General features: G+C 60.6%; 20 protein-coding genes and 2 pseudogenes. 2 read left to right on the top strand and 20 right to left on the bottom strand.

The window, feature by feature from the left end:
* Both EGT36_RS26845 and EGT36_RS26840 read right to left on the bottom strand, forming a co-directional pair.
* Nucleotides 1-249, bottom strand: a pseudogene (locus tag EGT36_RS26845) (dihydroorotase); the annotation flags it as partial.
* Nucleotides 250-276: 27 nt separating this feature from the next.
* Nucleotides 277-1,155: an amino acid ABC transporter ATP-binding protein gene (locus EGT36_RS26840; protein WP_125271463.1), complete on the bottom strand. Its 879-nt coding sequence runs from the start codon at nucleotides 1,153-1,155 to the stop codon at nucleotides 277-279.
* 243 nt (nucleotides 1,156-1,398) lie between these two features.
* Between EGT36_RS26840 and EGT36_RS26835 the strand changes: the two genes are divergently transcribed.
* Nucleotides 1,399-1,731 carry a tetratricopeptide repeat protein gene (locus EGT36_RS26835; RefSeq protein ID WP_125271396.1) on the top strand — a complete coding sequence of 111 codons (333 nt, stop codon included), beginning with the start codon at nucleotides 1,399-1,401 and terminating at the stop codon, nucleotides 1,729-1,731.
* A 173-nt stretch (nucleotides 1,732-1,904) separates the two neighbouring features.
* Here the strand turns inward: EGT36_RS26835 and catB are convergent, their stop codons facing one another.
* The 6 genes and pseudogenes from catB to ampC form a co-directional block, all read right to left on the bottom strand.
* On the bottom strand, nucleotides 1,905-2,540 hold the full coding sequence (gene catB / locus EGT36_RS26830; RefSeq protein ID WP_125271395.1) for a type B chloramphenicol O-acetyltransferase: 636 nt from the start codon (nucleotides 2,538-2,540) through the stop codon (nucleotides 1,905-1,907).
* Between the two features lie 203 nt (nucleotides 2,541-2,743).
* Complete coding sequence (locus EGT36_RS26825) at nucleotides 2,744-2,926, bottom strand: hypothetical protein (protein ID WP_044459299.1); 183 nt, start codon at nucleotides 2,924-2,926, stop codon at nucleotides 2,744-2,746.
* 201 nt (nucleotides 2,927-3,127) lie between these two features.
* On the bottom strand, nucleotides 3,128-5,071 hold the full coding sequence (locus tag EGT36_RS26820; RefSeq protein WP_004444865.1) for a methyl-accepting chemotaxis protein: 1,944 nt from the start codon (nucleotides 5,069-5,071) through the stop codon (nucleotides 3,128-3,130).
* 406 nt (nucleotides 5,072-5,477) lie between these two features.
* Nucleotides 5,478-8,267: a bifunctional aconitate hydratase 2/2-methylisocitrate dehydratase gene (locus tag EGT36_RS26815; RefSeq protein ID WP_125271394.1), complete on the bottom strand. Its 2,790-nt coding sequence runs from the start codon at nucleotides 8,265-8,267 to the stop codon at nucleotides 5,478-5,480.
* Nucleotides 8,268-8,468: 201 nt separating this feature from the next.
* Nucleotides 8,469-9,791, bottom strand: coding sequence for a solute carrier family 23 protein (locus EGT36_RS26810; protein WP_004444867.1), 1,323 nt, complete (start codon nucleotides 9,789-9,791; stop codon nucleotides 8,469-8,471).
* A 244-nt stretch (nucleotides 9,792-10,035) separates the two neighbouring features.
* Nucleotides 10,036-11,188, bottom strand: a pseudogene (ampC, locus tag EGT36_RS26805) (class C beta-lactamase).
* 131 nt (nucleotides 11,189-11,319) lie between these two features.
* Between ampC and EGT36_RS26800 the strand changes: the two are divergent.
* The gene (locus tag EGT36_RS26800; RefSeq protein ID WP_006700572.1) at nucleotides 11,320-12,198 is read left to right on the top strand and encodes a LysR family transcriptional regulator; all 879 of its coding nucleotides are present in this window, start codon (nucleotides 11,320-11,322) and stop codon (nucleotides 12,196-12,198) included.
* A 5-nt stretch (nucleotides 12,199-12,203) separates the two neighbouring features.
* Here the strand turns inward: EGT36_RS26800 and chrA are convergent, their stop codons facing one another.
* The 12 genes from chrA to EGT36_RS26740 all read right to left on the bottom strand — a co-directional run bounded on the left by chrA (nucleotide 12,204) and on the right by EGT36_RS26740 (nucleotide 23,776).
* The gene (gene chrA / locus EGT36_RS26795) at nucleotides 12,204-13,433 is read right to left on the bottom strand and encodes a chromate efflux transporter (RefSeq protein WP_172965720.1); all 1,230 of its coding nucleotides are present in this window, start codon (nucleotides 13,431-13,433) and stop codon (nucleotides 12,204-12,206) included.
* Between the two features lie 137 nt (nucleotides 13,434-13,570).
* Nucleotides 13,571-14,329, bottom strand: coding sequence for an aspartate/glutamate racemase family protein (locus EGT36_RS26790; protein ID WP_125271393.1), 759 nt, complete (start codon nucleotides 14,327-14,329; stop codon nucleotides 13,571-13,573).
* Nucleotides 14,330-14,340: 11 nt separating this feature from the next.
* A complete protein-coding gene (locus EGT36_RS26785; RefSeq protein WP_022562606.1) occupies nucleotides 14,341-15,159 on the bottom strand; it encodes an ABC transporter permease in 819 nt (272 codons plus the stop codon).
* Nucleotides 15,160-15,161: 2 nt separating this feature from the next.
* Nucleotides 15,162-16,073, bottom strand: coding sequence for an ABC transporter permease (locus tag EGT36_RS26780; RefSeq protein WP_004444878.1), 912 nt, complete (start codon nucleotides 16,071-16,073; stop codon nucleotides 15,162-15,164).
* 227 nt (nucleotides 16,074-16,300) lie between these two features.
* The gene (locus EGT36_RS26775) at nucleotides 16,301-17,590 is read right to left on the bottom strand and encodes an ABC transporter substrate-binding protein (RefSeq protein ID WP_004444880.1); all 1,290 of its coding nucleotides are present in this window, start codon (nucleotides 17,588-17,590) and stop codon (nucleotides 16,301-16,303) included.
* Nucleotides 17,591-17,620: 30 nt separating this feature from the next.
* Nucleotides 17,621-18,706 (bottom strand): ABC transporter ATP-binding protein, encoded by a 1,086-nt coding sequence (locus EGT36_RS26770; protein WP_004444882.1) that lies wholly within the window; start codon nucleotides 18,704-18,706, stop codon nucleotides 17,621-17,623.
* A 284-nt stretch (nucleotides 18,707-18,990) separates the two neighbouring features.
* Nucleotides 18,991-19,716, bottom strand: a complete 726-nt coding sequence (locus EGT36_RS26765) for an amino acid ABC transporter ATP-binding protein (protein ID WP_006700492.1) — start codon at nucleotides 19,714-19,716, stop codon at nucleotides 18,991-18,993.
* Entirely contained in the window at nucleotides 19,694-20,353 is a 660-nt protein-coding gene (locus EGT36_RS26760; protein WP_004444886.1) for an amino acid ABC transporter permease, read from the bottom strand. The genes EGT36_RS26765 and EGT36_RS26760 overlap by 23 nt, the downstream gene beginning before the upstream one ends.
* On the bottom strand, nucleotides 20,350-21,021 hold the full coding sequence (locus EGT36_RS26755) for an amino acid ABC transporter permease (protein ID WP_113730311.1): 672 nt from the start codon (nucleotides 21,019-21,021) through the stop codon (nucleotides 20,350-20,352). The genes EGT36_RS26760 and EGT36_RS26755 overlap by 4 nt, the downstream gene beginning before the upstream one ends.
* A gap of 69 nt (nucleotides 21,022-21,090) precedes the next feature.
* Nucleotides 21,091-21,876, bottom strand: a complete 786-nt coding sequence (locus EGT36_RS26750; protein ID WP_107339627.1) for a transporter substrate-binding domain-containing protein — start codon at nucleotides 21,874-21,876, stop codon at nucleotides 21,091-21,093.
* The gene (locus tag EGT36_RS26745) at nucleotides 21,873-22,625 is read right to left on the bottom strand and encodes a GntR family transcriptional regulator (RefSeq protein ID WP_125271392.1); all 753 of its coding nucleotides are present in this window, start codon (nucleotides 22,623-22,625) and stop codon (nucleotides 21,873-21,875) included. Before EGT36_RS26745 ends, EGT36_RS26750 begins: the two co-directional genes overlap by 4 nt.
* A gap of 167 nt (nucleotides 22,626-22,792) precedes the next feature.
* Nucleotides 22,793-23,776 (bottom strand): 3'-5' exonuclease, encoded by a 984-nt coding sequence (locus tag EGT36_RS26740; protein ID WP_044459291.1) that lies wholly within the window; start codon nucleotides 23,774-23,776, stop codon nucleotides 22,793-22,795.
* Nucleotides 23,777-23,822 lie beyond the last annotated feature (46 nt).

Genomic DNA, 23,822 nt, shown 5'->3' with positions numbered 1-23,822 from the left:
GACGCCACCGGCGACGGCCGAACGGGTGGTCGGCCCGATGCCGGGCAATCCGCCATAGCTCGTCGCATGCGTCTGCCCGTCGATGACGCCGGGAATGATTATGCCGTCGCCCGCCTCGAAAACCTCTGCAGCTTCGGGCGCTGCACCATTGCCGATCGCGCGGATGACGCCATCCGAGACCGCAATCCAGCCTCCGGGCAGAGCCCCGTCGGGAAGCGCCAGCGTCCCGCGTATCACAAGATCAAACATCCTATCCTGTCCTTTCAGTCAGTGAGCCTATTGCCGGGCATGGCGGAAAAAGCGCTGGACGCGTTCGGGTGCATCGTCGGAGAACATCGTCTCCGGCGACCCCTGGGAAACCATCCGTCCGGCCTCCATGAAAACGATGTCGTCGGCTACCGTCCGGGCAAAACCGGTTTCATGGGTGACCACCAGCATGGTCATTCCGGCCCCGGCCAGTTCCTGCATCACCGCCAGAACCTCACGCGACAATTCGGGATCGAGCGCCGATGTCGCCTCGTCGAAGAGCATGACTTTCGGCTGCATGGCGAGGGCACGCGCGATGGCGACCCGCTGCTGCTGACCACCGGAAAGCTGCGAGGGTAAAGCATTTTCCCGATGCGAAAGCCCGACCCTGGTGAGAAGCCCGCTCGCCCTGTCCCGCGCTTCGGCGTGACTGCAAAGCCCCGCGGAAACCGGGGCAAAGGCGACATTGGCAAGCGCGGTCAGGTTGGCGAACAGATTGAACCGCTGGAAAACCATTCCCGTACGCCGGCGATGACCGCGCAGAACACGCTCGCTGGCCGGGTAGAGCCGCCCGCCGCGTTCCTCGCAACCGACCAGTTCGCCGTCCACCCATACCTCCCCGGCCACCGGAGTGGCGAGATAGTTGACGCAGCGCAGCAGGGTGGTCTTCCCCGAGCCGCTCGGCCCGACCAGCGCCGTCGTCGTCCCTTCGCGCACGGCAAGGTCGACGCCTTTGAGAATATCATGAGCACCATAGGAAAGATGAAGGTCGCGCAACTCGACGGCAATTCCCGGATCAGGCCTTTGCGGCCAGGAGCGTAGTGACCAGACGCCCCACACAAGGGTCGTGATGAGAAAGAAGGCAAGGAGAAGCAACGCTTCGACGGAGGGCAATGCGACGGGGATCATGCAAACCCATAATTCTGGGGAATCGTGTCCGTCCTAAGGGACATCCGTGCTTTAACTCACAGGCTGTGGTCATTTCAACGGCGATGGCGAGAGATGCGACGTAGCCTGACGGAGGGCGAGCGTCGTCATCGGACGCGTTCGCATGACGACCCATGCAGGAAGAGCGCGCCAAATACCGCTTGACCTCAACTGCGCTTGAGATCGTACCGATACATGGTGTTTCACCATTGCTCCGGGACAACGATGATAACAAAACTCATGAAGATGCTGGAAGACGGGAGGGACAGTCCCCTTCTGCGCTTTTCAATCGCGAAGGCTCTGGCGGCAGCGGGGCAGTTCGAAAATGCCGCGCATCACCTGCAGGAGGCTATCCGGCAGGATCCCGACTATTCGGCGGTATGGGCAGAACTCGGCGAATGCCGTGCACGGTTGGGAGACAATGACGGCGCGATTACGGCGTGGGTGGAAGGGATGTCGGTCGCCGTCAGGCGAGGCGACATTCAGGCGAGGAGACATATGGAAGTCCGGCTCCGGCGTCTGCGATCACGCACAGCGCGACCTCATTCGGCGGCTTGATCACTATGAAATCCGCCGTGATGTCTCCACAGGATGGATTTGCAGGATGATACGGAGCCGTCTTGGTCGTTCATCCGGGGCTGACTACACCGCTTACTGACGGCGACGCTGACCCACATGTCCGGCCCTCGGAAAGGCTCGGCCCGCCTCGATGAGACGGGCCGGCCGTTCGTTTACGGCTGGGCGCTATCCGACCGCCAGAACCGGTAAAGCTCCGCAACATTGCCGCTGGTCATGAGTGGCATCGCGGCTTTCAGCCGGTCCGCCGGCCAATCCCACCACTTCATCTCCAGAAGCAGCTCGATCGAGTCGTCGTCGAAACGCTTGCGGATCGTTTTCGCGGGATTGCCACCGACGATAGCGTAAGGTTCGACATCTTTCGTCACCAGCGCACGCGTTCCAATCACGGCGCCGTCGCCTATGGTAACACCGGGCATGATGACAGCTTCCGAGCCTATCCAGACATCATTGCCGATGACTGTATCGCCGGACGGCAGATAGCCGTTTGCGGCATTCTCGAATTCCGGCACCTCGGGCATGAAGAAGAAGGGAAAGGTGCTGATCCACTCATTGCGATGGCCCTGATTGCCCGCCATGATGAAGGCTGCGCCCGAACCTATCGAGCAGAAGCTCCCCACCACCAGCCTGTCCGCGCCCTCATCCGGCAACAGATAACGGGCACAATCTTCAAAGCTGTGGCCGTGATAATAGCCGGAATAATAGCTGTATTTTCCGACCAGGAGGTTTGGGTTCTTTACCTGCTTGTCGAGCGTGATGCCCCGGAACGGGCTTTCGAAATAGTTTTCCATTGAGTAATCTCACTGCATGTCTTCGCTTTCGCTTGCCTTGCGGCAAGCCGACACCAGGCGAAAAGCCGGCTGGCTTCTCGTCCGATGCTCCTCGCGCTGCGGCGGGAGCTAGATGCAGGTGGTACTCGATGCTTTGATCATGGCCCCCTGTTACCGCAAAACGAGCCAAAGGCAAAGTGCCGCCACACGACAACCTTCAAAGATCAGGAAGCGATGGCCAGAATGAGCGCGATCATAAGCAGCATGGGGCCCATCCACTTGAAGTGACGCGCCACCGGTGGCCGGTGGGCTGGATTTCCCGACAGGGACAGATATCCGAACCCCACCAGCGTCATCCAGAGGCCGACGCAGAACATGATGAATTCATCAATATAGGCTGCGATCATGTCTTCCCCTCCCAGGCACCGCCCCAATGGCGGCAAACCTTACCAACATGACGACGAATGGCAACGAATAGCCACGGCGCAGTGGCAGGCTGATCCGTCCCGAAAAGCAGAACACCGGGCTCAGGCTAAAAACCCGACCCCGGTGCCCCTGTCTGGAATAGTGCTTTCAGCGCCATGGAGGGCGTGAAGGCAGAGTGGGTATCAGAACTCCTCCCAATTATCCGTTGTCGTATTCAGTGCCGCGTTGCCGGAGAACGCCGCCCTGATCCGGCCGCCAAGGGCGCGGGCCGGTGAGGTCGCCGGTCTGTCGGCCGACGAAGCGGTTCGCACGGGCGCGGAAGCCTCGCTGTAACCGGCTTCAGACAGCTTGAACTGGGCGATCAGCCGGTTGAGCGACGACGCCTCGCGTGCGAGTCCGTGGCTCGCCGCGGTGCTCTCCTCCACCATTGCGGCGTTCTTCTGGGTGTCCTGGTCCATCTGGTTCACGGCCGTATTGATCTGCTGGAGACCGGAGGACTGTTCCTGTGCCGATTCCGCAATCGCCGCCACGTGGCGGTTGATCTCCTGCACTTCCGTGACGATCAGTTCCAATGCCTTGCCGGTCTCTCCGACGAGCTGCACGCCTTGCTGGACCTGACCGTTCGAGGTCGTGATCAGGTTCTTGATCTCCTTGGCGGCGCCTGCGGAACGCTGCGCCAGTTCGCGAACCTCCTGCGCGACAACGGCGAAGCCCTTGCCCGCCTCGCCCGCACGGGCAGCCTCCACCCCGGCATTCAGTGCCAGAAGGTTGGTCTGGAAGGCAATCTCATCGATAACGCCGATAATATTGGAAATCTCATTCGCGGATGTCGCGATCTGTTCCATCGCGGCAACGGCCTTCTGCACCACGTCTCCGGATCTTTCGGCGCCGATCTTCGCGCGGCTGACGAGGTGTCCCGCTTCCTGCGCCCGTTTGGTCGAATCCTTCACCGTCGTGGTGATCTCTTCCAGCGCCGCAGCGGTTTCCTCTACCGCCGCAGCCTGCTGCTCCGTCCGTTTCGCCAGATCGTCGGCCGCTGCGCGGATTTCGTTTGCGCCGGAATCGATGCCACGGGCATTCTGCGCCACCTGGTTGAGCGTCGACTGCAGCTGTTCCGCGGCCCTGTTGAAGTCGCCGCGAATACCGTCCAGGCTCGGCACAAACGGCTGCGCTATGCGGTAAGTGACATCGCCTTCGGCGATCTTCGAAAGCGCGGTGGCAAGATTGTTGACCGCAAACTGAACGTCGGCGGCTTCCTGCGCCTTCTGTTTCTCCCGCTCGATCCGATCCTTTTCGGACATGGACCGGTTCGCGTCCGTTTCAGCCTCGAGCCGCAGGCGCTCCACTGCGCTTTCGCGGAACGCTTGAACGGTGGCGGCCATCTGACCAACTTCATCCTTGCGATCCATGCCGACGATTTCGCTTGCAGTATCCCCAGCCGCCAGCGCTTCCATGCGGGCGCGAAGGCGTGCAATCGGCGTGGTAATGCCGCGGGACGAGATGAGCAGGCCAAGCGCGATCACGGCCAGAGACATGAGTGCGAGTGTGACAACACCCGTCCAGATCGTCGTATTCGTGCTTGCGGTAAGGCGCTCCCGGCCCTCATTCATGACCTGGATGAGCTGTTCGTTACCCGCACTGATTTTCGGCGAAACCTCGGTGATTTTCCGCAGGACGTTAAGCGCCATCTGCTGGGCTTCGGCCCGTTGTCCTGCCTGCATGAGGGAAATGACCTGATTGCCGATTTCCTCGACTTCGACAACACCCTTGAGGATGTCCCGCGCGGCGTCCGTGCGGGCCGGCACGAGTTCCATAATCTTGTTCTGGCGTTCCTCGAGCTGCTTGCGATCTGCCCTGAAGGTCTTTACGGCCGCTTCGAAATCGCTGCTGGCCGGATCGTTGAGGCTGGCGCGAAGCATCTGCATGCCGAGCGCATTGAGATTTCCGCTTGTTCTGGCGTTCAGCACCGCAGCAAGGGCCTCGTGGCCGATGAAATCACTATAGACATTATCGGTGCTTTTATATTGCAGGCTGACATAGCTTATGCCGGAAAGCGACATCAGGCTCATCAGCGAGATGACAAAAACGACCTTCGTTTTTATCTTGGTATTCTTCAGGAATGACATGAACGGCCTCAAGGCAAGCGCTCCTCCTGCCGCCGCACGGGTGGCCGGGGGAACCATATGATGAAACATCGCGGGTAGCTGTTGCCCCTCCTCATAGGGCGACAAGCGGGTGCCTTTTTCGAACCGCAGGGCAGGTCGTGACGGGTCCGCTTGTTCTACCGGCTCCACCGATAAAACCTTGGAACCTGCGTATTTTAGATTTCACAAAACAACTAAACGAAGTGTTACCCTTGCCATGCAAGTGCTGACAATTCGGCATGCCGCAGACGGCTATTGTCTTGATAATGCTCAAGACCCGGCGGGCCAGCGACAAGGGCCAATACAAAAAGAGCAGCGGGAATATCTCCCCGCCGCCCTCTTTCATTCACCGCACCGTCCCGCATCCAGATGCAGGCGGTATTGCGGATTAATAATGCACCGACTGCGAATCGATCGGCGTCGTCTTCGGCGGAGCGAACTTCGTCAGATCGATGCCCTCGACGGCGGAACGATACTCCTCGATGCTCGGCGTACGGCCGAGAATGGCGGACAGCACCACGACCGGTGTTGAGGCCAGAAGCGATTCACCCTTCTTTTCGGCACTGTCTTCAACGACACGGCCCTGGAAGAGACGCGTCGAAGTTGCCAGAACCGTGTCACCCTTGGCTGCCTTTTCCTGGTTGCCCATGCACAGGTTGCAGCCCGGGCGTTCCAGATAGAGGATGTTTTCGTATTCGGTCCGGTTCGTTGTCTTCGGGTTGATGTCATCGAATTCGAAGCCGGAATATTTCTGGAGGATTTCCCAATCCCCTTCCGCCTTCAGCTCGTCGATGATGTTGTAGGTCGGCGCGGCAACGACGAGCGGCGCCTTGAATTCGACCTTGCCTTCGGTCTTTTCGATGTTGCGCAGCATCTGCGCGACGATCTTCACGTCGCCCTTATGCACCATGCACGAGCCGACGAAGCCGAGATCGACCTTCTTGGTAGCGCCATAATAGGAAACCGGACGGATCGTATCGTGCGTGTAGCGTCTCGAAACGTCGTTGTTGTTGACGTCCGGGTCGGCGATCATCGGTTCGTTGATGACATCGAGATCGACGACGACTTCAGCGAAATATTTCGCGTTCGCGTCAGGCTTCAATGCTGGAACTTCACCGGAACGGATTTCCGCAATACGCTGATCCGCCTTCGCAATCAGGCCTTTAAGCGTCTGTGCGGCATTGTCCATGCCCTTGTCGATCATGATCTGGATGCGCGACTTGGCGATCTCCAGCGACTCGATCAGCGTTTCGTCTTCGGAAATGCAGATCGACGCCTTGGCCTTCATCTCGGCCGTCCAGTCGGTGAAGGTGAAAGCCTGGTCGGCAAGCAGTGTTCCGAGATGGACTTCGATGATACGGCCCTGGAACACGTTGTCGCCGTGCTGCTGCAGCATCTGCGCCTGCGTTGCGTGCACCACGTCGCGGAAGTCCATGTAGGGCTGCATCGTTCCCTTGAAGGTGACCTTGACCGATTGCGGGATCGGCATGGTCGCCTCGCCCGTGGCGAGCGCCAAAGCGACGGTGCCGGAGTCCGCACCGAAGGCGACGCCCTTGGACATGCGGGTGTGGCTGTCGCCGCCGATGATGATTGCCCGGTCATCAACGGTGATGTCGTTCACCACCTTGTGGATCACGTCCGTCATGGAGTGATAGACGCCCTTCGGATCACGGCCGGTGATGACGCCGAAATTGTGCATGAAGGCCATGAGCTTCGGCGTGTTGGCCTGAGCCTTCTTGTCCCAGACGGACGCCGTGTGGCAGCCAGACTGATAGGCGCCGTCCACCAGCGGCGAAATGACGGTGGCCGCCATCGCTTCCAGTTCCTGCGCGGTCATCAGGCCGGTCGTATCCTGCGAACCGACGATGTTGACCTTGACGCGAACGTCGGAGCCGGCGTGCAGGACCTTGCCAGGCGTCACGCCAACGGCGTTGCGGTTGAAGATCTTCTCGACGGCGGTGAGGCCCTGGCCTTCGATCGAAATTTCCTTGTTCGGTGCAAAGACAGGGGTCGCCTCGACGCCAAGCGTTTCAGCGGCAAAAGTCTGGAGCTTCTTGCCGAAGACGATGGCATAGGAGCTCCCAGCCTTCATGAATTCCATCTTCTGGGGCGTGAAGGACGAAGCGAGATCGACCAGCTCGGTGCCGTTTTCGTCCCGCAGCTTGCGATTCTTGGCGTCGATCTTGAGGACCGTGCCGGTCTCGACAGAATATTTCTGCTCAAGGATGGGGTTGCCGTCATTGTTGAGGATCGGCTTGCCGTCTTCGCCGAGCTTCTTCACCCAGTTCTTCAGATTGATGCCGATGCCACCCGTCACGTCGACGGTGGTGGCGAAAATCGGCGAAATGCCGTTGGTGCCCGCAACGATGGGGGCATAGTTGACGAAGGGCACGTAGGGGCTGGCCTGCTTGCCGGTCCACAGCGCCACGTTATTGACGCCCGACATGCGCGAGGAGCCAACGCCCATCGTGCCCTTTTCGGCGATCATCATCACCCGCTTGTCGGGGTGCTGCTTCTGCAGCGCGACGATTTGCGCCTGCGCTTCCGGCGAGATCATACACTGGCCGTGCAGCTGGCGGTCGGAGCGCGAATGCGCCTGATTGCCCGGCGACAGGAGGTCGGTCGAAATATCGCCTTCGGCGGCGATGAAGGTGACGACCTTGATCTCGTCCTCGACATCGGGAAGCTTGGTGAAGAATTCGGCCTTGGCGTAGCTTTCAAGCACGTCCCGCGCAATCGCGTTGCCGGCCTTGTAGGCATCACGCAGGCGGAACATGTCGGCATCGTAAAGGAAGACCTGGGTCTTCAGCACTTCACCCGCCTTGGTGGCGATTGCGGCATCGTTGCCGAGCGCGATGTCGAGCAGCACCTTGATCGACGGGCCGCCCTTCATGTGCGACAGCAGCTCCAGCGCGAAGGTCGGGGTGATCTCGGGGACGATGACGTCGCCGAGGATGATCTGCTTCAGAAACGCAGCCTTCACACCGGCGGCGCTCGTGGTTCCCGGCAATGTGTTATAAATGAAAAACTTCAGGGCATCGGCGCGGTGTTCGCTGCCTGCATCCTTGATCAGTTCGATGATTTCGGCGGTCAACGCACCGTCATCGATCGGCTTGGGCGCAAGTCCCTGTGGTTCTCTGCTTTTGATTTCAGCCAGGTAATCCAAGTAAAGGTTCATCGCAATCCCAACGTCATGATGTCTATGGAGCCGAACACAGCGCCACCAAACGGTAGTGCTGGTCGCCCCCGGGTTTCTGTCGGTTTCGACTACGCCAACCGGGGGCCGCTGACAAGATGTCGCATGCCTGTAAGCGCGGGGATGCGCGATATTTCGCCCATCCCACATCTTCGCCGCCAGGTCGCGCCGGCACTCCCCGCCTTATCGTCCCTGCGACGGCTTGCCGAGGCCGAGCAGATGATAAAAGGCGATGGCGCCGATTGTGGCCGTGCCGATGCCATCGAGCGTGAATCCGCCCACATTCAGCTTGAAATTTCCTGCCCCCAGAACAAGGGCGATACCCACCGTGATGAGGTTGCGTGGCTCGGAAAAGTCGACCTTGTTTTCCACCCAAATGCGCCCGGCGGTTGCCGCGATGAGGCCGAAGACGACGACGGACAGGCCGCCGATGACCGGCCCGGGTATCGTCTGTATCAGCGCGCCAAACTTCGGCGAAAAGCCGAGGAGGATGGCCACCAAAGCCGCGACAATGAAAACGAGCGTCGAGAAGATGCGGGTTATCGCCATGACGCCCATGTTCTCTGCATAGGTGGTCATGCCGGTTCCGCCAAAGGCGCCGGAGAAGATGGTCGCGATGCCGTCGCCGATAAAGGCCCGACCGAGGTAGGGATCGAGGTTCCTGCCGGTCATCGCGCCGATTGCCTTGATGTGCCCGAGATTTTCCGCCACGAGGATGACGACGACCGGAGCTATGAGTGCGATTGCCGACGCGGAAAAGACCGGCGTGGTGAAGGTTGGCAATCCGAACCAGGCTGCGGCGGCGACGCCTGAAAAATCAACCGGTTTGCCGAGGCCGAGACCGTTCGCCACCAAGAGATAGGCGAGATAGGCGATCGCGCCGCCGATGAGGATCGGCAAGCGCCGCGCCATTCCGGGCGCATAGACGGCAATCGCACCGACCGAGGTGACCGTCAGAATGGCAATCCATCGCGATAGCTGGTCGCCATCGGGATTGCCAGGGCCGGAGCCGGAGGCGCTGGCTATCGCGATAGGCGCGAGCACGAGGCCGATGGCGGCGACGATGGCCCCCGTCAGGACCGGCGGCATCAGCCGCTCGATCCAGTTATGACCGGCAATCATGACGATCACGCCAATCAGTGCATAAAGCACGCCCGCAGCGATGATGCCGCCGAGCGCAAGCGCGATATTCGGGCTTGCCGCGCCCGCCGCCGCCCCGGTCGCCACCAGAACGGGGCCGATGAAGGCGAAGGATGAACCAAGATAGCTCGGCACGCGACCGCCAACGGCGATGAAGAAGATCAGCGTGGAAATACCGGAAAACAGGATCGATACATTCGGATCGAAGCCCATGATCAGCGGCGCGAGAACCGTGGAGCCGAACATGGCCACGACGTGCTGCAACCCGAGCACCGCGGTCTGCCCGGCGGGCAATCGCTCATCCGGCATGATGCGCCCTTCGGTTTTCAATCGCCAGCGAGGAAAATAACCACCCGTGTCGCTCATCGTCGTCCCCCACGAACCGCCCGGCGCGAGACTGACGGTTTTTCCGTCGCAGATCGCAGCCGCGCAAAAAGAGTTGCCTTTTGATGATAAGCGCGGTTGGCCGAGATCGAATCGGTGGCCGGCGTATCTTTTCTCCGGTAGCGCGATTGGTTCTCGCTGTCATCCGGGCGGCGGGATCGAAATGCGTTTGGCGCCGGCGGGAGTGCGCCCCGCGCCGGCACGGCAAGGAAGCATCGAGCGGATATCAGTCCGCCTTGTCGACAGCCGTCAAAATCTCAACGGCCGCCGTGACACGATCCTCATTGGGATAGTTTTTGTTGGCCAGTATGACGATGCCGAGTTTCCGTTGAGGGATGAAGGCGACATAGGCGCCAAAACCATTGGTGGAACCCGTCTTGTTGACGAAGACATCCTGTCCGGGCTTCAGGGGCGGCGCGATTTCCTGCACCGGAACGGTTTTGAGAAGAGCGCCGGAATTGGACTGGACAAGCGTCTTCAAGGCGACAGGCTGGGCATATTGCTCCCAGACGAGATCCTGCGTCATGGCGCCGACCGCGAAATAACCGGTATGGGTGCTTGCGATCGCCTGCCGGATCTTGCCGTCCAGCTTTTCAAGCCCCAGATTCGCGTTGACGAAGCGGATCATGTCTGTCGCCGTCGATCTGACGCCATAGGCTTCCGAAGAGAGAATGCCCGGCGTCAGGCGGGCCGGCTCGTCGTTTCGCGTGTAGCCCTGTGCATAATTGGCCAACTTCGCCTGGGGAACGACCGTGAACGTGTCCTTCAGGCCGAGCGCGGGAAAGAGCGTGTCCTGCATGGCGGCGTCGTAGCCCTGCCCCATCGCCTTTGCCGTGATGTAGCATGCCGATGCTGGGATTGGCGTAGGTCCTGTGCGTTCCGGCGCCGTAAGAAGGCTTCCAGCTCTTGAGATAAGCCAGCAGCTGCGTTTCCGTTTTGACATTGTCAGGCACCTGTAGCGGAAAGCCGCCTGCGGTGTGGGTGCCGAGATGCGTCAATGTAACGTCACCGAAAGCGGTGCCCTTCATGCCCGGAAGATAATCCCTGACCCTGCCGGACAGCGACAAATGCCCGTTCGCCTCGGCGTAGGTCGCAAGAATAGCCGTGAATGTCTTGCTGATGGAGCCGAGTTCGAACAGCGTTTCAGCCGTCACCGGCTGGCCGGTGCTTTTTGACATCGCGCCGTAAGTGAAAATGTAACTCTCTCCATCGACGCTGATGCCGACCGCAAGCCCGGGTATGCCGTTCTTTTCCATGATGGGCTTGATCGCCGCATCCGTTATCGCCTTCAGCCTCGCCTCGTCGGCGGCCAGAGCCGGCGTGAGGAGGATCGCCGAAAGCATGGCCGTCCATACGATATGTCTGCGGTGAAAATTCATCTGTCGCGTCTCCAAAACCTCAGGTGGATATCAGGCGTTTCCCCAGCCAGCGCGAAAGACGTTTAGCCGCCCTACATTGCACGAACAAATCATGATATCTCGGAGGAGACACAAGAAAATCTAGGTCTCGAATGGTCCGTCAATTTCTTCCCCTGAACGGTCTGCGCGCGTTCGAAGCTTCCGCGCGGCATCTGAGCTTTACCCGCGCGGCGATCGAACTTTGCGTGACGCAGGCCGCTGTGAGCCAGCAGGTCAAGGGACTGGAAAAGCGGCTGGGCGTCGCGCTTTTTCAACGTCTCCCGCGCGGCCTGAAGATAACTGCGGAAGGCGAAGCCCTGCTGCCGACGGTGACCAGTTCCTTCGACCAGATGGCAACGACGCTTGACCGCATCGAGGCCGGGCAGGTGCGCGAACTGCTGTTTCTCGGCGTTGTCGGCACCTTCGCGGTCGGCTGGCTGCTGCCGCGCCTGCAGGCGTTTCAGAAGCGCCACCCCTTTATTGACGTCAGGGTGTCCACTAACAACAACCGGGTGGATATGGCGGCAGAGGGGCTCGATTTTGCCATTCGTTTCGGTCAGGGCTCGTGGCACGGCACGGATGCGTTTCGTCTCTTCGACGCGCCGCTTTCGCCGCTGTGCACGCCGAAACTGGCGGAAACGCTGAAAGCGCCGGCCGACCTGATGGAAGCGACATTGCTGCGCAGTTACCGCGCCGATGAATGGAGCAGCTGGTTTGCGGCGGCGGGCGTCACGCCGGCCGCACAGGTCAATGCCGGCATTGTCTTCGACACGTCGCTCGGGATGATGGAGGCCGCCCTGCAAGGGCTCGGTGTCGCGCTGGCGCCGCCGTCGATGTTTTCACGGCATCTGGCTTCCGGAGCGGTCGTCCAACCTTTTCCCGTCACCATATCGCTCGGAAGCTATTGGTTGACCCGGCTGCAATCGAAACCGCCGACCCCAGCCATGCAGGTCTTTTCCGACTGGCTGTTCGACAGCATCGGCACTGCCTGAAGCCTTTACACGAGGGCGAGCGCCACGCCGCCGGCCGCGCAAAGAAGAACGACGACCCATGGCGGCGCTTTCCAGACCGTCAGCAGGATGAAACCCGCAAGCGCCAGTGCAAAATCCCTGGGGGTGAAGACGGCGCTGGTCCAGACGGGATCATAAAGCGCCGCGCCCAATATGCCGACCACCGCGGCATTGGCACCTCGCATGGCCGCCTGCGCCAGAGGATGCCGGCGAAAACCCTCCCAGAAAGGAAGTGCGCCGACGAGAAGCAACATGCCGGGCAGGAAGATGGCGACGAGAGCGATGGCTGCGCCCGCCACGCCGTTCGGCTGAGGGCCCGCCACCGCGCCGAGATAAGCAGAAAAAGTGAAGAGCGGACCGGGCACGGCCTGCGTTGCGCCATAGCCGGCAATGAAGGCATCCCTGGTGACCCAGCCTGAGGCGACGACTTCGGATTGCAGAAGAGGCAACACCACGTGGCCGCCTCCGAAGACCAGCGCGCCGGCCCGATAGAAGGCGTCAAACAAGGAGAGCCCCTGCCAGGCCGCGCCCGCCGCAAGAACCGGCAGCAGAAAGAGAAGAAGGGCAAAAGCCGCAAGCGAAACATATCCCACGCGTTTCGACACGCGGAAGGCAAGATGGCTGGTCGACCCCGCCGAGGCGGCGCGGCAGAAGACGAGCCCGGCGAGCGCTCCGGCGCAAAGCGCCAGGATTTGCCCGAAAGCGCCGGCGATGAACACGACACAGACGATGGCGGCCATCGCGATGGTCGCGCGCTCACGATCCGGTGAGAGGCTTTTTGCCATTCCCCATACCGCCTGGGCGACCACGGCAACAGCGACGATCTTCAATCCATGCAGCAGTCCGGTGCCGACGGGGCCTTCGATGGATGCGGCGACCATTGCGAAAGCGACGAGAAGAATGGCAGATGGCAGCGTAAACGCCGTCCAGGCGGCCAGCGCCCCGAGCGGCCCTGCCCTCAGCAGCCCGAGCGCAAAGCCCACCTGGCTGGAAGCGGGACCGGGCAGAAACTGGCAGAGCGCCACGAGGTCCGCATAACCGGCTTCATCGACCCATTTGCGCCGGACGACCAGCTCATCGCGAAAATAACCGAGATGAGCGATGGGGCCGCCAAAGGACGTGACCCCGAGCTTCAGAAAGGCCGCGAAAACTTCGCCGGGCGTTCCGATTTTGTGACGCGCGGTGTCGTTCGAAATCGTGGGTGTCGAGGAATTCAACGATAGCTCCCTAAGCGTATGACGGCTGCGCATACACATCGTCCGCACTGAAACGCCGAGGGTATCAGACACTATTACGACAGGGATATGAAGGGCCTTGCGAAATCAGCACCGTGTGAACCGGACCGGGAAACGCTTCAGCCGCCCTCCGGCATCCCGCCGCTCCTGCCCGGCTGAAACATGTCCAGCAATCCGCGATAGGGCTTGGCGACCGGCGTGGCATAAGCACCGCGCTTGGCGGTGGAGAGCCCCATGGATACCAGTGCTTCCGCCTGTTTGACGGCTGCTGCGACGCCGTCAATGACAGGGACGCCGAATTCGGCGCGGAGTTCCGCCGTCAGGTCGGCCATGCCGGCGCAGCCGAGCACGATCGCCTCGGCACGATCCTGCCTCAGAGCCAGCGAAATTTCCTCCCGCAGCCTTTCGCGTGCATTCGAACCCGCCTCTTCCAGCGACAGTACCGGAATGTCGGCGGCGCGGACATTGCAGCGGGAAGACATGCCATAGCGATGGACGAGATGTTCGAGCGGCAGCCGGGACCGTTCCATCGTCGTGACGATGGTGAATTTCTGCGCGATGAAGGCCGTGGCGGAAACCGCCGCCTCACAGATGCCGATGACGGGAATATCTGCAAGAGCCCGGGCCGCATCAAGCCCGGTATCATCGAAACAGGCGATGATCGCCGCGTCGACGCGCAGCACCGGAGCCTTGGCAAGCTCCAGCAGAAGGCCGGGCACCGCGAATACCTCGTCGTAATAACCTTCGATGGAGACAGGCCCCATGGAAGAGGTGACGGCGAGGATTTCCGTATCGCGGCCCGCCACCCGTGTCGCGGCGTCGGCGATGGTCGCGGTCATGGACTGCGTTGTATTGGGATTGATGACGAGAATGCGCATCTTGGGTTTCTTCATCCGCGCGAATGGCGTCGATTGAGTGTGACGATCAGGCCAAGCGTGGCCGCAATCACCAGGAAGGAAAACAGGGTGGTAACGGCGCCGAGCGCATAAAGCACAGGGGTCGTGACATTGGTGGTCATGCCGTAGATTTCCAGCGGCAACGTGTTGTAGGTGCCAGACGTCATCAGCGTGCGGGCGAACTCGTCGTAGGAAAGCGTGAACCCGAAGAGGCCGACACCGATGAGGCTCGGCGCGATCATCGGCAGCACCACATGGGCGAAGGTCTGCCATGAGGACGCACCGAGATCGCGCGCCGCTTCCTCATAGGACGGCGAAAACCGGTTGAAGACGGCGAGCATGATGAGAACGCCGAAGGGCAACGTCCAGGTCAGATGCGCGCCAAAAGCTGATGTATACCATGAAGGCTCAAGCCCAAGCTGCTGAAACAAAACGCCAATGCCAAGGGATATGATGATGGAAGGCACCACCAGGCTGGCGACCGACAGATAAAACAGCGGCGTCGCGCCGATGAATTTGCGACGGAAGGCAAGGCCTGCCAGCAGCGAGACGAGCACGGTTACGACCATGACCATCAGGCCGAGAGCGAAGGAACGGCGGAACGATCCGCCGAAATCGCCGACTGCCTGCTGTTCGAAGAGATTGCCGAACCAGTGCAGCGAGACGCCGTTCAGCGGGAACGTCAGGCCTCCGTTCGGCCCCTGGAAGGCGAGGATGAGGATGGCCGACAACGGGCCGTAAAGGAACAGCACGAAGAGGGCGAAAAAGAAAGCGAGGATATAGAATTCGCGGCCGCGTTTTTCCCGGTGCATAATCAAAGCTCCTTGCGGATATCGACGATGCGCAGGATGCCCGCGACCATCAGGAGAACGAGGACGAGCAGGATGACGGCATTGGCGGCAGCGGCCGGATATTGCAGCAGCGACATCTGGTTCTTCATCATCAGCGCCACCGAGGCGCTTTGGCCGCCCGACATGACCTGAACCGTGGAAAAATCGGCCATGACCAGGGTGACAACGAAGATGCTGCCGATCGCCATGCCGGGTTTTGCGAGCGGGATGATGACATTGGTGAGCGTCTGCCAGCCGGTCGCACCAGCGTCGCGCGCCGCCTCGATCAAGGATTTGTCGATGCGCATCAGCGTGTTGAAGATCGGCGTGACCATGAACAGCGTATAGAGATGCACCATGGCCAGCACCACGGCGAAATCGGAATAGAGCAGCCATTCGATCGGCTCGGGGATGATGCCGGTGCCGACCAGCGCGCTGTTGACGAGACCGTTTCGCCCCAGAACGGGTATCCACGAAATCATGCGGATGATGTTGGACGTCAGGAAGGGCACGGTGCAGACAAGGAACAGCACCATCTGCATGGTGGTGGTGCGGATGTGAAAGGCGAGGAAATAAGCCACCCAGAAACCGCAGAACAGTGTGATGGCCCAGACCATCGCTGCATATTTCAGCGTATTTAGATAGGTCTGCCAGGTGACCCACGATCCCAGTGTCTCGCTGTAATTGAAGGTCACGAAATCAGGATACATCTGGGCAAAATCGTAATCCCAGAAGCTGACGACGGCGATCATCAGGATCGGCAGAGCCAGGAAAAAGCCGAGGATCAGGAAAAGCGGGGCAGCCTGCACATAGGAGACGAGTTTTTGCGGCAGCGCGAAGCTGCGGGGCGGTCTGTCCTTCTTGTCGCTGACGCCGATGAGTCTGACCGTCACCATGGGGAGCCTTTCTGTGGATTTGCAGAAGTGCCGGCGGCATTGCCGCCAGCGGGCACGTTGGAAGGTCCGCCACACCCTCGACGTCATCCTCGGGCTTGACCCGAGGATCCAACCACGTCTGATGTGGTGGTTCGTTAGATCCTCGGGTCAAGCCAGAGGATGACGTCGAGAGGTGGGTGCCTGTCGCAATTGACCGGCGGCACTTGCCGCCGGTCGTCCTGAAAGCATCACGCCGCGATGAACTCGTTCCAGCGGCGGACCATGTAGCGGTCTTCGTCCATGACCGAGTTCCAGCACGCCACCTTGCCCATGCGCTCCTCGAAGGAACCGCCATCGCGCACGGCACCGGCCTTTTCCATGACCTTGCCGTCTGGCGCGATGATATCGCCCTGAGCCGCCTTGCCCTCGACCCAGTAACCCCACTCGTCGGCGGTCATGTGCTCCTTCGCGGTTTCCATGGCGGCGGAGTAATAACCCTGACGGTTGAGGTAGGCGCCGACCCAGCCCGAGGTGTACCAGTTGATATATTCATAGGCTGCATCGAGCTTTGCACCGGACAGATGCTTGGCGAGACCGAGACCGCCGCCCCAGGAGCGATAGCCTTCCTTCAGCGGCTGATATTTGCAGGCGATGCCCTTCGAGCGGACCGCGGCAACGGCCGGTGACCACATGGACTGGATGATGACTTCGCCCGAGGCCATGAGGTTGACGCTTTCGTCGAAGCTCTTCCAGAAGGCGCGGAACTGGCCGTCCTTCTTGGCCTTGATGAGGAAATCGATGGTCTTGTCGATTTCCGCCTTCGTCATGTTGCCCTTGTCGGCATATTTGATGTTGCCCATGGCTTCCATGATCATCGCCGCGTCCATGATGCCGATGGACGGGATGTTGAGGATGGAGGTCTTGCCCTTGAACTTGGGGTCCATGATATCGGCCCAGCTGGTGATATCGCGGCCGACGAGATCGGGGCGGATGCCGAGCGTATCGGCATTGTAGATGGTCGGAACCATGGTGAAATAATCGGTCTCACCCTTGGCAAATGTCTTGTCGCCGGGCTTCTCGACGTAACCGACAGTGTGCGGCGCAGTGCCCTGCGCCACCACGCTGTCAGGCTTCAGCTTGCCGTTTTTGAACAGCGGCACGATCTTGTCGTAATATTTGAGCTTCTTGATTTCCATCGGCTGGATGACGCCGGCCGGATAGACCTTCTTCAGGATCCAGTATTCGATATCGGCGATATCGTAGGAGTTCGGCTGGGTGACGGCGCGCTGGGCAGCGGCGTCGGAATCCGTCGCCGTCATCTCAAGCGTGATGCCGAGGTCCGCCTTGCACTTTTCGGCAATGGCGTTGAGGTTGGAGACGCCGGTGCCGAACTGGCGGATGGTGATGGGGTTCTGCGCCCAGATGGTCGGGAAGCCGGTTATGAGGCCGGAGCCGATCGCCGCACCCGTGGCAGCCGCGCCCGCTTTCAGGAGGCCGCGGCGGGACAGGCCCTTCTTGCTGCTGGTGGTATCGGTCATTTCAAAGTTCTCCTCTGGTTATTTTTGGGGTCACTTCTCTACCCGGCCGAGCACGATGGCATCGGCCGCATTCCATGAGAGCGGTATGGCGTCGCCGGTCCTGACCGGGTTTTCGAAAAAGGCGGCGTCGCTGAGGATGACGTTGAAATCCTCCATGCCGGCGCCGGTCACGGCGATCTTCACGGTGGCGCCGCGATACTCGACATTGGAGACGATGCCCGTGAAACCGAGACCGGGTTGATCGGTCTCACCCACACGCACCCGATCGGTGCGAACGGCGATATCGACCGCCCCGTCATCCGGCGCCGCGCCTGTCGCGGTAAATGTGCCGCCGCCTGCGACTTCAAGCGTCACCAGTTCGCCGGACCTTTCCCTGAATCGTCCGGAAATGACATTGTGGTCGCCCATGAAACGGGCGACGAAAGCGGTCGCCGGTCGCTCGAAAACCTCACGCGGGGTCGCGGCCTGCTCGATGCGGCCGTCATTCATGACGACGATGATATCGGCCAGTGCCATCGCCTCTTCCTGACTGTGGGTGACGTGGACGAAGGTGATGCCGAGTGAAGTCTGCAGCTTCTTCAGCTCTGCGCGCATGCGGATCTTGAGGAAGGGATCGAGCGCCGAAAGCGGCTCGTCCAGCAACAGCGCCTCGGGATCGGTAATGAGCGCGCGCGCCAGCGCCACACGCTGCTGCTGTCCGCCGGAAAGCTGGGCCGGGCGGCGGCCGGCATAAGGCTCGAGCTGCATCAGGCGCAGCATGTCCAGCGCCTTTGTGCGCCGGGTCTCCCTGTCCACACCCTTCATCTTGAGGCTGAAGGCGACATTGTCGACGAGATCGAGATGCGGAAACAGCGCATAGGACTGGAACATCATCGCCGTGCCGCGCCGGGCGGGCGGCAGATCGGTCACGACGGTGTTGCCAAGCCTGACATCGCCGCTGGAAATGCTCTCGTGACCAGCGATCATCCGGAGCGTCGAGGTCTTGCCGCAGCCCGACGGGCCGAGCAGGCAGCAGTAGCTCCCCGCCGGTATCTTCAGGCTTATCGCATGGACGGCGGTGGTGTTGCCGTAAATCTTGGATACGGAAGCGATGTCAATTGCGGCGGCTTTGCTCATAAACACTCTCCTGCGACACTTCTATCCATGCAGGAGGCGTGCCAATCGGCTTTCTCATTGATGCAAAAGGATAATTTAAATGGGGAGAACCACCGGTTGGGAAGAGTGCCCAAATTTACAGCGATTGTTTTCGATGCGATGGAAAAATTGTATGCAATCTTGGCGACTAATTGATTACGCGCCGCTGGTTCACATGGCGCATGAACGCGCAAGTCGCAGCGCGAAGCCTGCGGCGCACGGGCCACTGCGCACGCCGTTCTGCGGGCGTGCGCAGCCATGGAATGTTAGAGCACACCGAGGAACTGCCTGAGTTCCGGTGTGCGGGGGTTAGCGAAAACTTCTTCCGGCGGGCCGATCTCGTGTACCCTTCCCTGATGCATGAAGACGACGCGCGAGCAGACGTCACGGGCGAACTTCATTTCATGCGTCACCATCAAAAGTGTCATGCCCTCCCTGGCAAGCTCACGCACGACAGCGAGCACCTCCGACACCAGTTCCGGGTCAAGCGCGGACGTGATTTCATCACACAGAAGCGCGATGGGCTGCATGGCAAGCGCGCGGGCGATGGCCACGCGCTGCTGCTGACCGCCGGAGAGCTGGTCCGGATAAGCGTCGAACTTGTGCGCCAGACCGACACGCTCCAGCATCCTGCGCGCCATCGCCTCCGCCTCGGGCGCCGCCAGCTTCTTCACCACCATCTGCGACAGCATCACATTGCCGCCGGCAGTCAGATGCGGGAAGAGATTGAACTGCTGGAAAATCATGCCCACCTTTAATCTGAGGGCCTTCAGATGCAGCTCGTCATCAAGCAGCTGGGCGCCCGCCACCTGAATGGAGCCGCTGCTGATCGTCTCAAGACCGTTGATACAGCGTAGCAGCGTCGATTTTCCCGAACCGCTTTTCCCGATGATCGCGATCACCTCTCCGGGCTCGACATCCAGGTTGATGCCCTTCAGCACCTCGTTGTCGCCAAAGCTCTTGTGGACTTCAGTGATTTCGATGAGCGACATTGAGCTTCCTTTCGAGAAACTGGCTGGATTTCGACAGCGGCCAGCAGAGGGCGAAATAGATGAGCGCCACCAGCCCGTATACCGTGAAAGGCTGGAAGGTCGCGTTGGTGACGATCGTGCCGGCCTTGGACAGTTCGACGAAACCGATAATGGAGGTGAGCGCGGTGCCCTTGATGACCTGAACGGAAAAACCGACTGTCGGTGGAATGGCGATCTTCATCGCCTGGGGCAGGATGACGTAACGCATCTGCTGCATTCGGCCCATGGCAAGGCTCGCCGAGGCCTCCCATTGCCCCTTTGCGATCGACTCTACACAGCCGCGCCAGATTTCCGCCAGAAACGCAGCAGTCCACAGGATGAGCGCCACGCCTGCGGCAAGCCAGGCTGGAACATCGATTCCGAAGAGGCCGAGGCCGAAAAAGGCGATGAAAAGCTGCATCAGGAGCGGCGTGCCCTGAAAGACTTCGATGTAGATGCGGGCAAGACGGCCCAAGGCCGGACGCGGACTGATGCGCAGCCACAGAAGCGCGAGGCCGACCAGGCCTCCGCCAGCGAAGGAAACCAGCGACAGCAGCAGCGTCCAGCGCGTGGCAAGCAACAGGTTGCGCAGAATATCCCAGAAGGTGAATTCCATCATCGCGCCAGCCTCCGCGGAAAAAGGAGGCCGCCCAGCGCCAGCATGCCCTGCCGCAGCAGGATCGCGAGCAGCAGGTAGATCACCGTCGAAACAATATAGGCCTCGAAGGCGCGGAAGGTTCGCGACTGGATGAAGTTGGCCGCAAACGTCAGGTCTTCCACCGCGATCTGCGAGACAACCGCCGAGCCGAGCATGACGATGACAACCTGCGACGTGAGCGCTGGCCAGATGCGCTGCAGCGATGGCCGGAGCACCACGTGGCGGAAGGTTTCGAAGCGCGTCATCGCAAGGCTTGCCCCCGCCTCGAACTGGCCTTTCGGTGTTGCCTGGATGCCGGCGCGAATGATCTCGCAGCTATAGGCGCCGAGATTGACGATCATCGCCAGATTGGCGGCGGTCAGCTCCGAAAGCTTGAAACCAAGCGACGGCAGGCCGAAAAAGATAAAAAACAGCTGGATGAGGAAAGGCGTATTGCGGATGAGTTCGACGTAACCGCCGACGATGGGCCTTAGCCAGGAGGGGCCAAGCGCACGGGCCCAGGCGCAGGCGGTGCCGAGCGACACGCCGATAACGCCGCCCACCAGCGTCAGCTGGCTGGTGATGGCAATACCCTTGGCAATCTGCGGCCAATATTCGCCGAGCCACAGGAAATCAAATTGATAGCTCAAGAAAAGTCCCCTTGCGCCGGTGGTGAGAAAGCCGTCCCGGGGAACCGGGACGACGGGGATATGTGACGATCAGAGATCGGCCGGCAGATCCTGCCCGAGCCATTTGGTGGCGATGGCATTCAGCGAACCGTCCGCCTTGGCCGCGGCGATAGTCGCATTGACCTTTTCCAGCAGGGCCGTCTCATTTTTGTTGAGGCCGATGTAGCAGGGCGAATTCTTGATCAGGAATTTCATTTCCGGCCGCTTCGGCGGGTTCTTCGCCAGAATGGCGGCGGCGACCACGTTACCGGTTGCGACAACCTCCGCCTGACCGGACAGGAAGGCAGAGATGGTGCCGTTATTGTCCTCATAGCGCTTGATGGTGGCGTCAGCGGGCGCAACCTTCGTCAGCTCGAGGTCTTCGACAGAACCGCGTGTCACGGCAACGGTCTTGCCCTTCAGGTCCTCGGCTTTGGAGAGGGAAACGTCCTGCGGACCGAATACGCCGTTGAAAAAAGGAGCATAGGCGGTCGAAAAATCGATGACCTTCTCGCGTTCGGCGTTCTTGCCGAGGCTGGAGATCACCAGATCGACCTTGTTGGTCTGCAGATAGGGAACGCGGTTGGCGCTGGTGACCGGCACCAGCTCCACCTTCACGCCCAGCTTGTCGGCGATCAGCTTCGCGACGTCGATGTCATAACCCTGCGGGGTCATGTCGGCCCCGACACTGCCAAAGGGTGGAAAATCCTGCGGCACGGCGACGCGCAGCGTGCCGCGTGCGGCAATGTCGGCAAGGGCGTCCGCCTTTGCGGGCGCGGAAAGTCCGAAGGCGGCAGCCATGGCGGCGGCGGCGATGAAGGTCCGTCTGAATATCATGGGTCATTCTCCTTGTGCTGGTTCTGTTGCTCGGTTTTTTTGTCGGTATCGCCGCGGTTATGTTCCGGAAGGGCGAGCGAGTGGCGAAGACCGGCGAGCGGGTCAGGTCGCCGGGTGAGATCGAGGCCGGTTTCCACTTCGTCCAGATGTTCGATTGAAAGCTCCGCCGCCCTCGCGAAATCGCCGGATGCCATCGCCTCGAATATCCGGCAATGTCCCTGATGCGACTGCAGCGCATGAAATTCCGACTGGTAAAGCATGGAAATGAGGATCGTGCGGGCTGTCAGGTCGCGCAGCAGTTCAACGAGGACGGCATTGCCACAAAGCTCGGCGATCCTGATGTGAAAATCGCCCATGAGGCAGGTCAGGCGCTGCCGGTCGCCCGCGGCTATGGCGACTTTCTCTTCCTGGAGATGCGCCAGGAGAACGCCGCGCCCTTCTTCGGTAAGGGTCCGCATACTGCGCACTAACCCGGATTCGATGATCCGGCGCGCTTCATAGATGGTCATCGCCTCCTCGGCAGACGGCTCGACCACGAACCAGCCCCGCCTCGCACTAACGTGCACGATTCCCCGGGTTTCCAGCCGCATCATCGCCTCGCGTACCCGGGTGCGCGATACGGAGAAAAGACCGGCAAGCTGGTTTTCGCTGAGCCGTGTGCCCGGCCGGATACGCGCCGACAAAATGCCGGATACGATGGCCTCTTCAATGTTTATCTGACGATCCTGCCTGGTATGTAAATCTTGCATACAAGACAGAAAGCAAAGCCCGTGCCAGACGGATTCCCCACTTTAAATCGCGGGGAAAATGACATGAGCTCAAAATTTGAGCAACCTGTCCAGCGCACACGAAAGAAGCAGCCTGTTAACAGGACAGATTTTCATCACTAGATCAAAACGCCCGCAGGCGATTAACCCTACCCGGCCTTGAACCGGTCGAAAGCCGTGAGATATTTGACCGTAGGGTCGGCGTCCCAGCGATAGATTTCGGTGCGCAGAAAATGCAGCTCCTCCGCCAGCATCTCTTCCGGCAGCTCCGCCCACCAGGATTTCGGCCGGCCGTCCGAACCGTCCGACCAGCGATACCCCCGCTTTTTGAGGTGATCCTTCATATCGAAGGGGCTGTTCTCCGCGTAGATCCGGACGCGCGATCTACGGCTAGCCGCGTGAAGCTCCATGAAGGGCGTCATGCCTTCCTGGCCCGGCCGGTTCTGCTCGAGCACCTCCAGCAGCGCGAAGCAATCATCAACCGCGCGATGGCCATCATGGAAATAACCGGACTGACCGATCAGATAACCCAGCTTGTTGCCCTCAAATCCACGCACCCGCCAGTCGATTTCGGAAACGGAGCAGGCCCAGGCCTTCTCATTGAATATGGGCGAGAAGGCTTCACAGAAGGGACGGTCGAAGCCGGCATTGTGGGCAATGATCAGATCGGCATCGCCGACGAGAGAAGCCAGCCGCTCCATGTCGATCGCCTGCCCCGCAACCATGTCATCGGTGATCCCTGTCAGCCGGGTGATCTCCGCCGGTATGGCGACGTTGGGCTGCCGCAGTCCGCCGTAAATGCCGGTGACGTCGCCAATGGCGCCCTGATCGTCGAACGTGAAGGCGATGACGCCGATCTCGATTATTTCGTCCGTCCGGTGGTTCAGACCCGTGGTTTCGGTGTCGAGGATCACACCCCGGCGGGAAAATTCCGGCCTTGGCCGTTCCACGACCTGACGCGGCATGAGCTTGCGCAGAACGCGGTAATTGCCGGTGGATTCGAGATAGCCCGCCAGCCCCTCGTCATCCATCGCGACCCTCTGCACCGCTCCGCGTCCCGGCATTTTTCGCCCCCGTTCGGTCTCGGGAAGCCGCGCGGCCGCGGAAGCGAAAAAGTCCAACTGGGAGGTCATGAGGTGCCTGCCGCCTTGCCCGGAAATCGAAAATCAGTACTCCAAC

The sequence above is a fragment of the Agrobacterium sp. FDAARGOS_525 genome (genome assembly GCF_003938925.1).
In the GTDB taxonomy this organism is placed as follows: domain Bacteria; phylum Pseudomonadota; class Alphaproteobacteria; order Rhizobiales; family Rhizobiaceae; genus Agrobacterium; species Agrobacterium pusense.
The sequence above is the reverse complement of the archived record's forward strand: the minus strand, read 5'-3'. Positions and strand labels throughout refer to the sequence as shown.